We start from the raw sequence: 13951 nt of genomic DNA, 5'->3' as shown, positions 1-13951 counted from the left end.
CTACCGTTTCGTTGAGAGTTCCTCGGCACCGGAGTCCGTGCTCCGGGCCCGTCGGCCACCGACGAGCATACCGAGTGCGGCGGCGATGCCCACCTCCAGGGCGGTCAACGCCCCGACGAGCAGCGGGTTGGGACCGACTTCGGCGAGCCGCCCCGGTCCCATCGCCCCGGTCGACCACCAGGCGAGCAGGCCAAGCAGGATGCCGGCGACAACGCCCATCAGGGCACCGGTGCCGAGCATCCGCGCCGTGCCGTGCAGGGCGTTGGCGCGCTTGTCGACGCTTTGCCGCACGAGCACCGCCACCACGAAGCCGATCAGCACCGGAACGAGCAGGCCCAGGAAACCGAACTCCAGGGTGCCGTTCGGCAGCGCGCCGAACAGCGGCAGGCCGGGCACGGAGCCGAGCGTCGTGCCGAGCGGGGAGACGCTGTTGCCGGTGCCGAGGGCGATCCCGGGGCCGACGAACCAGCTGGCCGCCCAGACGACGACGTTCGGGATGAAAGCGAGCTGCCCGATCGTGAGGGCGATGCCGCCCATCACCCCGGCCTGCAGAGTCTCGTAGAGCCCGATCACGGTGGCGAAATTGGCCAGCACCGACACGCACACGGCCACGGCGGAGACGACCATGATGCCGGCGACGACGGCGGTGCCACCGCGGAGCGCGGTGCCGAGCTGGCTGCGCAGTTCGGCGGGGATCCGGGCCAGCTGGTTGGCGACCGGTCGTCTCACCCGGTCCGGCAGCACCGTCCCGGCCGTGCGGTTCGCACCGGCCAGGCCGATCAGCACACCGGTGGCGAAGACCAGGGTGGGCAGCAGGATGCCCTGCACCGGCGCCGGTGTGACGACGGCGGTTCCGGCGGAGAAGGTGAGCAGCGCGGCGAGCAGCCCATAACTGAGCACGGCCACACCTGCCGCGGTGAGGCTGTACTCGGTGCCGGCGGCGCGGCGGCCGGTGCGCACACCCAACAGCACCGAGAGCAGGGCGAAACCGAGCAGCGCGATGCTCAGGGTGAACGGCAGTTCTGCGCCGGCCAGGCCCAGCGAGGCCGAGACGTCGACGGGCAGCTGCACCGTGAGGTCGACGCCGTTGCCGAGCAGCCAGACGTCCACGGCGGCACGCCAGAAGACGAACCAGTCGATGCCCAGACCGTAGTGGGTGCCCCACAGGATCGTGAGCGGCACCAGGGCGATGCCGACTCCGATGGCGACGACAACGAGCGCCTCGAGCGCGGCGAGCAGGGCAGTCGTTATACGGTTCATATCCGAGAGGGAGCTTATCCTGGCCCGGCTTCGGGTTCGTCGTACCCCGCCGGGCTCGGGCCGAATCCCCGGCGAATCCGCCTTAGATCCCGCCGTCCACCGACCGGATCACCGGCAGATCCTCGTCGGGCACCAGCACCGCGGTATCCCGGTTGAGCGACTCGCCGCGGAAGAACGGCTTGGCGCCGGCGAAGAACGACCAGACGATCATCAGCAGCACCCCGAACAACAGCGACCCGACGCCGACCACGAAGACACCGCCGACGCCGAACAGCACCGTGTAGCCGTAGTCGGGATCGAGCATGTCCCACACCGAGAACCCGAACGCCGCGGTGAGCAGCAGCGACCCGAGCAGCGGGAAGACGAAGCGCATCCAGGCGTTACGCCAGCTGGTGAACAGGTCGTGCCGGAAGTACCAGACGCAGGCGTAGCCGGTGATGGCGTAGTAGAACGCGATCGCCAGGCCCAGGGAGAGGATGGTGTCGTTGAGGATGTTGGAGCTGACCAGGGTCATTCCCACGTAGAAGGCCACCGCGACGATGCCCATGATCAGGGTGGAGAACGACGGGGTGTGGAAGCGCGGGTGCACCTGGGCGAACCGGCTCGGCAGGGCCTTGTAGACGGCCATCGCGAGGGTTCCCCGGGCGGTGGGCAGGATGGTGGTCTGGGTCGACGAGATCGCCGAGATCATCACGGCGGCCACGAGCAGCCAGGCCCACGGCCCGAACACGGCGTCCTTGAGCGCAAAGAAGACGTCATCGGCGTTGCCATCGTTGCCGAGGCCGAATCCCTCGGTGCCGAGGCCGGCGTAGGCCATTGCCGCGACGGCGACGCCCACGTAGGTGACCAGCAGGATGATCGTGGTCAGCACCGCCGCCTGGCCCGGGATCCGTTTGGGATCCTTTGTCTCCTCGTTCAGCGACAGGCAGGTGTCCCAGCCCCAGTAGATGAACAGGGCCAGCAGCACGCCCTCGACAAGGCCGGAGAACGAGGTGAGGGCGAACGGGTTGAACCACTCCGCCTGCGGGGTGGTCGAGCCGGCCGGGGCGGAGCCGTCGAACACCGCCCACAGGGTGAACACCGTGAAGAGGATCAGCGCCAGGTACTGGAAGCCCAGCAGCACGTTCTGCAGCTTTTCGCCGATCTCGATGCCCCGGTAGCTCACCCACACCATCAGAGCGATGAACACCACCCCGGTGAGGGTCACGAGAAGCGCGTTCTCGGCCAGGTCCGGCGCCACCAGCAGCCAGAAGTAGATTCCGCCGATCTGGGCGAGGTTGCCGAGCACCACGATGCCGGCCACCGCCACACCCCAGCCGCCCATCCAGCCCACCCACGGGCCGAACGCCTTGGTCGCCCAGGTGAACGTCGTGCCGCAGTCGGGGATGTCCCGGTTCAGCTCCCGGTAGGCGAACGCCACCAGCAGCATCGGGATGAACGCGATGACGAACACCACGGGGGCCTGCGCACCCACGGCGAGCACCACAAAACCCAGCGTGGCGGCCAGGGAGTACACCGGGGCCGTGGAAGCGAGCCCGATGACCGTGGAGCCGAATAGGCCCAGCGTTCCGGCGGCCAGGCCTTTGCCCGAGGCGGGGGCGGGCTCGGGCCGGACCGGGGCCGTAGCGTCGTTGCGGGACATGGTCCTCCGATCGAAGGCCGCGGCATCCGCTTGTGCGGGTACACGCGTGCGTGCATAGTACTCGCCGCCCCGCGCGCGACAAAGGGCCCGCCGGATCGGCGGGCCCTTCGTCGTTCGGTGCGGTCTACAGCGCGGCGAGGACCTCGCGCAGCAGGGTCGCGGTCTCGCTCGGCGTCTTGCCGACCTTGACCCCTGCGGCCTCGAGGGCCTCCTTCTTTCCCTGCGCGGTTCCTGCCCCGTCGGAGACGATGGCGCCGGCGTGGCCCATGGTCTTGCCCTCCGGTGCGGTGAAGCCGGCCACATAGCCCACGACAGGCTTGGTGACGTGTGCCTTGATGTACTCGGCGGCCTTCTCCTCGGCGTCGCCGCCGATCTCGCCGATCATGACGATCGCGAGGGTCTCCGGGTCGGCCTCGAACGCGGCGAGCGCGTCGATGTGGGTGGTGCCGATGATCGGGTCGCCGCCGATGCCGATGGCGGTGGAGAAGCCCAGGTCGCGCAGCTCGTACATCATCTGGTAGGTCAGGGTGCCCGACTTGGAGACCAGGCCGACCGGTCCCTTGCCGGTGATGTTCGCCGGCGTGATGCCCACGAGCGCCTCACCGGGCGTGATGATGCCGGGGCAGTTCGGCCCGATGATGCGGGTCTTGTTGCCCTTCTCCTGGGCGTAGGCCCAGAACTCGGCAGAGTCCTGCACGGGCACGCCCTCGGTGATGATCACGAGCAGGCCGATTTCGGCGTCGATCGCTTCGAGAACAGCGTCCTTGGTGAAGGCCGGCGGCACGAACGCGATGGATACATCCGCGCCGGTCTTCTCCATGGCTTCGGCAACCGTGCCGAAGACGGGCAGTTCGACGTCGCCGTGGGTGACGGTGGTGCCGGCCTTGCGGGCGTTGACGCCGCCGACGATCTGGGTACCGGCCTTGAGCATCAGGGCGGTGTGCTTGGTGCCCTCGCCGCCGGTGATGCCCTGAACGATGACCTTGGAGTCCTTGTTGAGGAAGATTGACATTCTGTTCCCTTACTTCGCGGCGTTGGCGAGTTCGGCGGCCTTGGCGGCGCCCTCGTCCATGGTGGCGGCCAGGGTGACCAGCGGGTGGTTGGCCTCGTTGAGGATGCGGCGGCCTTCTTCGACGTTGTTGCCGTCGAGGCGCACCACGAGGGGCTTGTTCGCGGCGTCGCCGAGGGTGGCGAGCGCGCCGACGATGCCGTGGGCCACGGCGTCGCAGGCGGTGATGCCGCCGAAGACGTTGACGAAGACGCTCTTGACCTGCGGGTCACCGAGAATCACGTCGAGGCCGGCGGCCATGACGGCAGCGGATGCTCCGCCGCCGATGTCGAGGAAGTTGGCCGGCTTGACGCCGCCGTGCTCCTCGCCGGCGTAGGCCACCACGTCGAGGGTGGACATGACCAGCCCGGCGCCGTTGCCGATGATGCCGACCTCGCCGTCGAGCTTCACGTAGTTGAGGTCGTTCTGCTTGGCCTTGGCCTCGAGCGGGTCGGCGGCGGCCTTGTCCTCGAGCGCGGCGTGGCCCGGGTGGCGGAAGCCGGCGTTCTCGTCGATGGTGACCTTGCCGTCCAGGGCGATGATGTCGCCCTCTTCGGTGAGCACCAGCGGGTTGACCTCGACGAGGGTGGCGTCTTCGCCGGCGAACACGCTGTACAGCTGCACGAAGACCGGGGCGACCTTGTCAACCAGCTCGGCCGGGAACTTCGCCTGGACGGCGATCTCCTTGGCCTTGGCCAGGTCGATGCCGGCGGTGGGGTCGATGGCCACGTAGGCGAGAGCCTCGGGCTTCTCCACCGCGAGGACCTCGATCTCCACGCCGCCCTCGTAGCTGGCGAGCGAGAGGTAGGAGCGGTTGGAACGGTCCAGCAGCACGGAGAAGTAGAACTCCTGCTTGATGCGGGCTCCCCCGGCGACCATCACCCGGTGCACGGTGTGCCCCTTGATGTCCAGGCCCAGAATGGCGCGCCCGGCGGCTTCGGCTTCATCCGGGGTCTTGGCGACCTTCACGCCGCCGGCCTTGCCGCGGCCGCCGACCTTGACCTGCGCCTTGACGACGACGACACCGCCGAGCTTCTCGGCTGCGGCGCGCACCTCCTCGGGCGTGTCTGCGATGATGCCCGGCAGAACCGGGACTCCATACTGCTCAAACAGGTCTCTGGCCTGGTATTCGTAAAGATCCACGCTGCTCTTCCAATCCGCGTCATAGCGTTCCGTGCATGGGGTAGGTGTGGTCTGGCTCCCGGCGCGAAACTAGCTCGACGTCGAGAGATACTGACCATCTCAAACTCTACCTTCTCAGATGAGCGGCCGTGCCCGCTGGTCGAGCGCCGGTATTCTGGGCCCATGCCGAATCGCAATGCCAGCCTCGCCATCGTTTCGCTTGCGGCAGGTCTGGATGCGGCCATGCTGCTGCTCTTCGTGGTGATCGGTCGGGCCAGCCACGGTGAGGGCCTCTGGGGCGTGCTGGTCACCTGGTGGCCGTTCCTGGCCGGTCTGGTCGTTGCCTGGCTGGTTCTTACGGCCCGGCGCACACCGCTGCGGATCGTCTGGACCGGGGTGGGCGTGTGGCTGATCACCGTAGTCGTGGCGATGCTGCTACGAGTCGTCAGCGGTCAGGGCGTGCAGCTCAGCTTTGTGATTGTGACCTTCCTCGTCCTCGGGGTGTTCCTGCTCGGTTGGCGCGCCATCGCGCTGTTAGTGCAACGCCAGCGCCGCCGCGGCGCATCCGTAGAGGGCTCCCGCCTCGCTGGTTGAGCCTGCCCTCGCGGGTTGAGCTTGTCGAAACCCGGTGACGTGCCGGCGATACCCGGCCCGCTCGCGCGCCCCGACCCCGCCGATGCCCTGTGCCCGGCCGCCGGGCTGGGCCACAATATCTGCGAACGGTTCGCTCGCCCTGGCATCCCCGGGCGGCCCGACCCCGCAGGAGGATCACTCATGAGCACCCTGTCGATCGACCCGAAGACCCTGGCCGAGGAGGCCTACCTCTACCTGTACCCGCTGGTGCTGATGGAGGTCACCCGGCAGCAGAGCATCAACACGGCGCCGGGACGCATCTTCGGCCGGGGTCCCGAGAACACCTTCGTGCATACCCGCAGCTTCCCGGCGGCCGAGTTCCGCGACGTCGTGCGGCCCAACTTCGACACCCTCTATTCGATCGCCTGGCTCGAGCTCGGCGCGGGCCCTGTCGTGATCCACCTGCCCGACACAGCCGACCGCTACTACCTGTTGCCCCTGATCGACATGTGGACCGAGGTCTTCGCCAACCCGGGCAAGCGCACCACGGGGACCGCGGCGCTGGACATCCTCGTGGTGCCGCCCGGCTGGTCGGGCGAGCCGCCGGACGGCCACGCGCTCATCCAGGCGCCCACCCCGCACGTCTGGGTCGTGGGCCGGTTCCAGACCAACGGTGTCGACGACTACCCGGTGGTGCGGGCGCTGCAAGACCAGCTGTCGCTCACTCTGCCGCCGGAATACGTGGAGTTTCCGCTCGACCCGACGGTGGACTCAACCACTCCGCCGTTGCGCACGGTGGCCCAGCTGAGCGGTGTGGAGTTCTTCCGCCGCGCCGCCTCGGCGTTGCGGACCGTGCCGGTGCACGGGACCGACTTCTCGGTCCTTGCCCGGATCCGGCACCTCGGCATCGTGCCGGGCCTGTCCTTCGACAGCACGCGGCTGGATGCGGCGGACACCGCTTTGTTGGAGGACGGGGTGGCCGAGGCCAGGGCGACCATGCTGGCCACCCTGCCGCTGATGGGCCGGCGTGTGAACGGCTGGTTGCTCAACGTGGAGACCATGGGCAACTACGGCAACGACTACCTCAAGCGCGCCGTGGTCGCGCTGGTGGGCCTCGGCGCGAACCCGCCGGAGGACGCGGTCTACCCGATCCTCATGACGGATGCCGACGGCCGGCCCCTCGACGGAGGGAACCGCTATCGGCTGCATTTCGAGAGGCACGAGCTGCCGCCCGTCGACGCGTTCTGGTCCCTGACCATGTACGACGCGGACGGTTTCCCGGCCGCCAACCCGATCGACAGGTACGCGATCGGCGACACGGATGCGCTGCACTACAACGCCGACGGGTCCCTCGACCTGGTCCTGCAGCACGAGCGGCCGGCGGATGACTTGATCGCCAACTGGCTGCCGGCGCCGCTGGGGCCGCTCGGGGTGACGATGCGCCTGTACGGCCCTCGCCGCGAGGTGCTCGACGGCGCCTGGGTGCCCCCGGCGGTCACCCGGCTGGAGGTAAGGAAAAAGTGACTTTACCAGGACGGGATCGGACGCAGCATCCCTTTTTTCGACCGATGTCCTGATAAACGGCCGTCAGCCGCACGAGGCCCCGCACGAGCAGTCGCCCAGGCGCGACGCTGCCGATCCGTCCCACCAGTGTCAGCGGTCGACGGACTCGTCATCGTCAGTGTCGTCGCCGAGGTCGACGAGCCGGTTGTCGGCGTCGTCGCCCCACTCGTCGGTGGTCTCCACGTCGGTCGGCGCGATGTCCTCGGCGTTGGGAAGCAGCTCTTCGTCCGCGGGGATCTCAAGGTCGTCGACGACGCGGTTATCGTCGAGCGCCTCGGGGTCGTGCGGCCACAGGCCGTCGGATTCCTGGGTCATGATCGAACCTCCTTCGGACGCGAGCCGACGCTGAACGGTGCGGGTATCGGGTGACCGGGACGGCTGCAGTGCGCGGGTCCCGGTGCAGGACACCGTACCGTCGTCGGTGGTCGGCGACAAGGCGTCGGTGGCCCACACGGCACGGGTCAGAGTGGGGTGCCGGCGCGCCGGGCCAGGCCCGCGCGGGTGGCGACCACGATCACCAGGGCGACGGCGCCGCCCAGAACCGTTTCCACGACCCTGTCGACCAGAAGGTCCGACACCGGCACCGGGCTGCCCAGGTGCGACACCGTCAGCGCCAGCGGTGTGATGAACAGCAGCGCGGCACCGTAGTGTTTGCCCACCAGGATCTCGGCGCCGAACTGGCCGATCGCGATCACCAGGATCAACACCCAGACGGGCGGGCCCGGCAACAGCACCAACCCCGTCACCAGGACCCCGAGCGCGGTGCCGAAAATACGGTGGAACGCGCGGGAGGTGGAGTGCCTGGCGCCGGGCGGCGGCAAGACTGCCACCACGCTCACCACCGCCCAGTACGGATGACCGATGCCCACGAGAATGGCCAGGCCGCCGGCGACCAGGCTGCCCACCACCATCTGCCCGATCGACAGCCAGACCCGGCCGTCACGGTACGCGGTCGGGTTGAGGCGGGGCTGCCTCGGCAGCTGCTTGAACAGCGGGGCCGACCGCTCCGGCGCGGCCCTGCGCAGCAGAGCGCCCGACATCGTCACCAGCCAAGCGAAGGCGGCACCGGCCACGCCCACGAGCAGCCGGGTCAGCACCTGGTCGGGCTCGGTGGGCACCTGGGCGCACACCGTGTAGGCGAACACGAAGAACAGCGGCGTGCCGGGGAACAGTCCCATCGTGTTGACCAGCAGCACTCCGAGAACCAACACCACGATCAGGCCCAGCGTCAGCAGGCCGAGCGGCGCCCCGAGCGCCGCCAACAGCAACCCGAAACCGATGCTGCAGACCATCCCCACGGCCGCCACGCTCACCGACCTGGCCCGCAGCCGGTACGGTTCGCTGCGTCCGAACAGGGCCGTCATGCCGCCGAACGAGGCGTACACGGCCCAGTCGATGCGCCCGGCAAGCACCAGCACGATGAGCGGAATCACCATAGCCAGCGTCGCCCGGGTGGCGACCTCCAGGTCGAGGGCGCGCAGGGACCGCGCCCACTGCCTCAGTGTCTCGGGCCGGGAGCGGGCATCCGCTGAATCGTCGTGGTGTGGCGCCGTCACTCGATCTTCTCGATCGGGGCGATCTTGATCAAGAGCTTCTTCGCCCCGCTGGTGTCGAACTGCACGTGCGCGATGCGTTTGGTGCCTTCGCCGGTGACCTGGTTGACCTTGCCGTCACCGAAGTCGACGTGACGGATGCGGTCTCCCGCGTTCAGGCTGAGGTCACCGTTGTCGCGCACCTGCGCGGTGACCCGGTTGGCCCACTCGGTCTTCGGCTTGGGTGCCGGCGGCAGCTGGCCCGGGGTGCCGCTGCGGCTGCCGAAGCCGCCGCCGTCGCGGCGCGCGTTGAGCGCCCGGGGCTGGGTGCCGCCGCGGGAATTGGCCATGCCGGGCGACTGTTTCCAGTCGATCAGCGTGGCCGGGATCTCCTGCAGGTAGCGGCTGGGCATGGCCACGTTGACCTCGCCGAACTGGGCGCGGGTCATCGCCAGCGACAGGTAGAGCCGCTGCCGGGCCCGGGTGATGCCCACGTAGAAGAGACGCCGTTCCTCGGCGGGCCCGCCGGGTTCACCGGCCGACATCTGGTGCGGCAGCAGCCCCTCCTCGACGCCGGTGAGGAACACGGCCTCGTATTCGAGGCCCTTGGCGGTGTGCAGCGTCATCAGCGACACGGTGCCGGAGGCGTCGTCGAGGTCGTCGGCGGCCGCGACGAGGGACACCTGGGTGAGGAAGTCGACCAGGCCGGCGTCGGGGTTCTCCCGGTTGAAGTCCTTGGTCTGGGCGACGAGCTCCTCGATGTTCTCCGCCCGCACCTCGTCCTGCGCGTCGCGGCTGGCGCGCAGCACCGCGAGCAGACCGCTGCCGTCGAGCAGGAAGGTGAGCAGGTCGCTGACGTTGGCGGCTCCGGCCGGGTTCTCCGGGTCCATCATGAGGGCGGCCGAATCGAGCAGGGTTGCCAGCTGCAGAATCGCGCCGGTCACCTTGGGCCCCAGGCCCAGCCCGCCGGAGTCACGCATGGCCTGGCGGAAGGAGATGCCGTTGGTCTCGGCGAAGCTGGCCAGCTGGGTTTCGGTGGCCGGGCCGATGCCGCGCTTGGGGGTGTTCAGGATGCGGCGGAGCGCCAGTTCGTCCAGCGGGTTGGCGACGGCGACGAGGTAGGCCAGCGCATCCTTGATCTCGGCGCGTTCGTAGAACTTGGTGCCGCCGACGACGCGGTACGGCACCGCGGCGCGTACCAGGATTTCTTCCAGCGCACGGGTCTGCGCGTTGGTGCGGTAGAACACCGCCATGTCGCGGTAGGCCATACCAGCGCGGTGCAGCACCTCGATCTCGTCGGCCACGAATTGGGCCTCGTCGTGCCCGTTGTACGCGGTGTAGCCCACGATCTTCTCGCCGTCGCCGCCGGCGCTCCAGAGCCGCTTCTCGCGGCGGTCGAAGTTGTTGCCGATCACGGCGTTCGCGGCCGAGAGGATGTTCTGGGTGGAGCGGTAGTTCTGCTCGAGCAGGATCACCTTGGTGCCGGGGAAGTCCCGTTCGAACTCGGTGATGTTGCGGCTGGAGGCGCCGCGGAACGCGTAGATGGACTGGTCGGAGTCGCCGACGACGGTCAGCGACGCACCGGGGATCTGGCCGGAGGCATCCTGCAGGTTCTTGACGTGCAGGCCCGCATCCTCCATGTCGTCGGCCAGTTCGGCGTCGACAGGGCGGGTGAGCTCACGCACCAGCGCGTACTGGGCGTGGTTGGTGTCCTGGTATTCGTCGACCAGGATGTGCCGGAACCGGCGCCGGTACAGTGCCGCGACCTTGGGGAAGGCCCGGAACAGGAACACGGTCTCGCCGATCAGGTCGTCGAAGTCGAGGGCGCTGGCCGCGCGCAGCCGCCGCGTGTACTGGCGGAAGATCTCGACGAACATGACCTCCTGCGGGTCGCTCATGTTCGCGTTGCGGGCGTAGGAATCGACATCCGCGAGCTCGTTCTTGAGCTTGGAGATCTTGGACGCCACGTTGCCGGGTGTGAAGCCGAGGGTATCGGCGTCGAGCTGTTTGATGATGCGTTTGATGGTGACCTTGGAGTCGGCCGAGTCGTAGATGCTGAAGTTCGCCGACAGTCCCGCGCTCTCGGCCTCGCGGCGCAGGATGCGCACGCACGAGGAGTGGAAGGTGCTGATCCACATGCCGTCGGATGCCTGACCGAGCAGGGCCTTCACTCGTTCGCGCATCTCGGCGGCGGCCTTGTTGGTGAACGTGATCGCCAGGATCTGGCTGGGCCACGCCTCGCGGGTCTCGATCAGGCCGGCGACCCGGCGGGTGAGCACGCTGGTCTTGCCCGAGCCGGCGCCGGCGACGATCAGCAGGGCCGGGCCGCGGTACTTGACGGCCTCGAGCTGCTGCGGGTTGAGGCCGTCGAAGAGCGGGCTCTGCTGCTCGGAACCGGCGTCGGGGCCCGCTCGTCCGTCGAGGATGATCGGGGTCGCGGACGCCCTGGTCGCGGGGGCGTTGGGCAGGTCTGGAGACAAAGTCATGGCCAGCCAATTCTAGGCGCAGCCGCCGACATCCGCCCCGCGGCGGGTAGGGGTCAGGCGGGTGAGAGCGGATGCGGCAGCCCGGCGGACAGCCCGTCGCGCACGTGTACCGCCAGGTCGGGCTGGTCGGCGAAGACCCCGTCGATGCCGGTGTCCATGATGGTGCGGAACTCGGCCTGCCAGTTGCCGAAGTCGGCCTTGCGGGTGCCGACCCTGAAGCTGGGGGCCAGGAACCGGTTCTCCGGTCGCAGCGTCCAGGTGTAGATCGCCAGGCCGGCGGCGTGGGCGGCGTCCACCAGGTCTGAGGCGCCGTCGATGTTGCCGTCAGGGCCGGTGTGCAGGATGAGGGATTTGGGCACGCTGATGCCGTCGAGCTGGTGGCCGAGCTGGTACAGCGCCAGGTCGGTGAGGTAATCCGCGTAGGTGGTGGCCCGGTCGCCGAACCTGGCAACGAGATCGGCGGGTGCTCCGCTGGCCTCGAGCAGGAACACCCGACGGCCGAAGACGCCGCGCGCCTGCACCTGGGCCAGCACCGTGCGTTCGAAGCTCTCGATGGTGAGCCGGCCCTCCCCGGTGTTCCAGCCGGCTTCGTTGACCTCGGCGGCGAACAGTTCGTCCAGCGGCAGCCCGATGGACTCGAAGTAGCTGGCGTGCTTGATCTCGGCGACAACGCCGAGCTCCCGATCCAACGGCGCCTCCACCCGATCAACCAGACGGAACACATCGCGCAGCCGCAGGATCGGGAAGAGTCCGTCGAAGCTGGCGCTCAGGCCGCGCAGGGCGGGCAGCCGCTCGCGGGCGCGCAGGGTGCGCAGCTCCGCCCAGGTGAAGTCCTCGGTGAACCAGCCGGTCATGGCGACACCGTCGATCACCTTCTCCGTGCGGCGGCCGGCGAATTCGGGGTGGGAGGCCACATCCGTCGTGCCGGAGATCTCGTTCTCGTGCCGCACTACCAGCACGCCGTCCTTGGTGGCGACGATGTCGGGCTCGACGGCGTCGGCGCCCAGGGCGAACGCGAGCCTGTAGGCGGCTTCGGTGTGCTCCGGGCGGTAGCCGCTGGCACCGCGGTGAGCGATCACGAGGGGTGGCATGTCCCAAGGTTAGCCGCGGCCTGCCAGAATCTTGTGTTGTGACCACCTGGATCGACCCGACACCCCGCGTTCGCTGGGGTGACCCCCGATGGCGGTATGCGGTGGGCCTCCTGATGATCCTGCTCGGCGCGGCCCTGACCAACATGGTCAGCACCTACAGCCTGTGGTTCGTGGTGGTCGGGCCCTGCGCGCAGCTGCTCGGCTGGCTGATCCTGCCCGGTGCCCTTTGGCGCCGGCTGGTCGTGATCCTGCCGTGCCTGCTGGCCGCGCTCGTGCTCATCGCCGGCCCGGATTTCGCGGGAGCATTCGCGGTGTTGCTGGCCGGATGGCTGTTCACCCGGCACCGGCCGGGGCGCAGCTATCTGGCCCTGATCCCGGTGATCGTCCTGAGCTTCGTGCTCAAGGGCGCCCTGAACGAGTACAGCCAGCACTGGATTGGGCTGCTGAGCGGTTCTCTGGCCAGTGTGGCGTGCGCCTGGTTGGGCTGGGCGCTGGCGCTCTGGCGTCAACGCGAGATGGCCGCCGGGCCCGCCGCAGCCACCGTTCCCGACCCGGTCAAGGCTGAGTAGACTCTCAGCAAACTACGGGTTGATCCGGTAGATTTGTGGCACAGACTCGCGCGTCGGACACCGGCGCGCACCCCTCACCAGCTGATTGTTAGGCAGGAAACCATGGCTACCTCCAACCCCGCATTTAGAAACGCCGCGTTCGGCGCTCCCGGCGCCGTTGCCACGTCCAAGGTGCTCTCCGACAACGACCTGCAGGCGCTCTACAACTCGCCCTCCGCCGGTTCGCAGGACACCGACCGGATGACCTACGAGGACACCATCGGGAAGACCGTCCTGGCCTTCGCGATCCTGCTGGCCGCCGCGGCGACAGCGTGGGTGCTCACCCCGGTGATGCCGTTCCTGTTCATCGTCGGTGCAATCGGCGGGCTCGTGCTCGGCCTGGTCAACGCCTTCAAGAAGGAGCCGTCGCCGCCCCTGATCCTCGCCTACGCCGCGCTTGAGGGACTGTTCGTCGGTGGCATCTCCCGCTTCTTCGAGGAGATGTCCGGTGGTGGCGTCGTCGTGCAGGCCGTCATCGCCACCCTCGTGGTCGTCGGCGTCACCCTGGCGCTGTTCTCCAGCGGCAAGATCCGCGCCTCGAAGCGGGCCACCAAGGTGTTCCTCATCGCGATGGTCGGCTACGCGGTCTTCTCCCTGGTCAACTTCGGCATGATGATGTTCGGCGCCGTCGACGGTGCGTTCGGCATGCGCAGCGGCACCATCGCGATCGCCGGTTTCGAGATCAAGCTGGGACTGCTCATCGGGGTGCTGGCCGTGCTGATGGCGGCGTACTCCCTCGTGCTCGACTTCGACTTCATCCAGAAGGGCGTCAATAACCGCGCTCCCCGCAAGTACGGCTGGAGTGGCGCGTTCGGCATCATGGTCACGGTCGTCTGGCTCTACATCGAGCTGCTGCGCATCTTCATGATCGCCCGCGAGTAGCGCTCCCCCGCACACCCCGAAAGGGCCGGCCCACCTCGGGCCGGCCCTTTCGTCGTCTCGCAGGCGCCAGCGCCCAGTTTGGGCTAAGCGGGCAAGGCGCCGTTATGCGGGTGGCGCGCCACCCGCAGAGCGGCGCCTGACCCG

Annotated in this window: 12 protein-coding genes; 4 read left to right on the top strand and 8 right to left on the bottom strand. The window is 68.6% G+C overall.

The window, feature by feature from the left end:
* The 4 genes from E3O60_RS07935 to sucC all read right to left on the bottom strand — a co-directional run bounded on the left by E3O60_RS07935 (position 1) and on the right by sucC (position 5093).
* A complete protein-coding gene (locus E3O60_RS07935; RefSeq protein WP_134497717.1) occupies positions 1-1260 on the bottom strand; it encodes a DUF6350 family protein in 1260 nt (419 codons plus the stop codon).
* Between the two features lie 82 nt (positions 1261-1342).
* Entirely contained in the window at positions 1343-2902 is a 1560-nt protein-coding gene (locus E3O60_RS07930; RefSeq protein ID WP_134497715.1) for an APC family permease, read from the bottom strand.
* Between the two features lie 124 nt (positions 2903-3026).
* Positions 3027-3914 (bottom strand): succinate--CoA ligase subunit alpha, encoded by an 888-nt coding sequence (gene sucD, locus E3O60_RS07925; protein WP_088457117.1) that lies wholly within the window; start codon positions 3912-3914, stop codon positions 3027-3029.
* A gap of 9 nt (positions 3915-3923) precedes the next feature.
* Positions 3924-5093 carry an ADP-forming succinate--CoA ligase subunit beta gene (sucC, locus tag E3O60_RS07920; protein ID WP_103432187.1) on the bottom strand — a complete coding sequence of 390 codons (1170 nt, stop codon included), beginning with the start codon at positions 5091-5093 and terminating at the stop codon, positions 3924-3926.
* A gap of 162 nt (positions 5094-5255) precedes the next feature.
* Between sucC and E3O60_RS07915 the strand changes: the two genes are divergently transcribed.
* Together E3O60_RS07915 and E3O60_RS07910 are read left to right on the top strand one after the other, a co-directional pair.
* Positions 5256-5666: a DUF3054 domain-containing protein gene (locus E3O60_RS07915; protein WP_088457119.1), complete on the top strand. Its 411-nt coding sequence runs from the start codon at positions 5256-5258 to the stop codon at positions 5664-5666.
* Between the two features lie 180 nt (positions 5667-5846).
* Positions 5847-7169 (top strand): DUF1254 domain-containing protein, encoded by a 1323-nt coding sequence (locus tag E3O60_RS07910; protein WP_134497713.1) that lies wholly within the window; start codon positions 5847-5849, stop codon positions 7167-7169.
* 129 nt (positions 7170-7298) lie between these two features.
* Here E3O60_RS07910 and E3O60_RS07905 read toward each other — a convergent pair whose 3' ends face one another.
* The 4 genes from E3O60_RS07905 to E3O60_RS07890 all read right to left on the bottom strand — a co-directional run bounded on the left by E3O60_RS07905 (position 7299) and on the right by E3O60_RS07890 (position 12317).
* The gene (locus tag E3O60_RS07905; protein WP_133159732.1) at positions 7299-7523 is read right to left on the bottom strand and encodes a hypothetical protein; all 225 of its coding nucleotides are present in this window, start codon (positions 7521-7523) and stop codon (positions 7299-7301) included.
* Between the two features lie 146 nt (positions 7524-7669).
* Positions 7670-8764 carry an FUSC family protein gene (locus E3O60_RS07900; RefSeq protein WP_241983597.1) on the bottom strand — a complete coding sequence of 365 codons (1095 nt, stop codon included), beginning with the start codon at positions 8762-8764 and terminating at the stop codon, positions 7670-7672.
* Positions 8761-11226, bottom strand: coding sequence for an ATP-dependent helicase (locus tag E3O60_RS07895; protein WP_088457122.1), 2466 nt, complete (start codon positions 11224-11226; stop codon positions 8761-8763). The genes E3O60_RS07900 and E3O60_RS07895 overlap by 4 nt, the downstream gene beginning before the upstream one ends.
* A 53-nt stretch (positions 11227-11279) precedes the next feature.
* Positions 11280-12317 carry a glycerophosphodiester phosphodiesterase family protein gene (locus E3O60_RS07890; protein WP_103478920.1) on the bottom strand — a complete coding sequence of 346 codons (1038 nt, stop codon included), beginning with the start codon at positions 12315-12317 and terminating at the stop codon, positions 11280-11282.
* A 38-nt stretch (positions 12318-12355) separates the two neighbouring features.
* Between E3O60_RS07890 and E3O60_RS07885 the strand changes: the two genes are divergently transcribed.
* Both E3O60_RS07885 and E3O60_RS07880 read left to right on the top strand, forming a co-directional pair.
* Positions 12356-12886, top strand: coding sequence for a hypothetical protein (locus E3O60_RS07885; RefSeq protein WP_134479928.1), 531 nt, complete (start codon positions 12356-12358; stop codon positions 12884-12886).
* A 102-nt stretch (positions 12887-12988) separates the two neighbouring features.
* Positions 12989-13807, top strand: coding sequence for a Bax inhibitor-1/YccA family protein (locus E3O60_RS07880; RefSeq protein ID WP_103478919.1), 819 nt, complete (start codon positions 12989-12991; stop codon positions 13805-13807).
* Positions 13808-13951 lie beyond the last annotated feature (144 nt).

This window comes from Cryobacterium sp. TMB1-7 (genome assembly GCF_004402435.1).
Lineage (GTDB): Bacteria > Actinomycetota > Actinomycetes > Actinomycetales > Microbacteriaceae > Cryobacterium > Cryobacterium zongtaii.
This window is presented reverse-complemented; position numbering and strand designations above follow the sequence as displayed.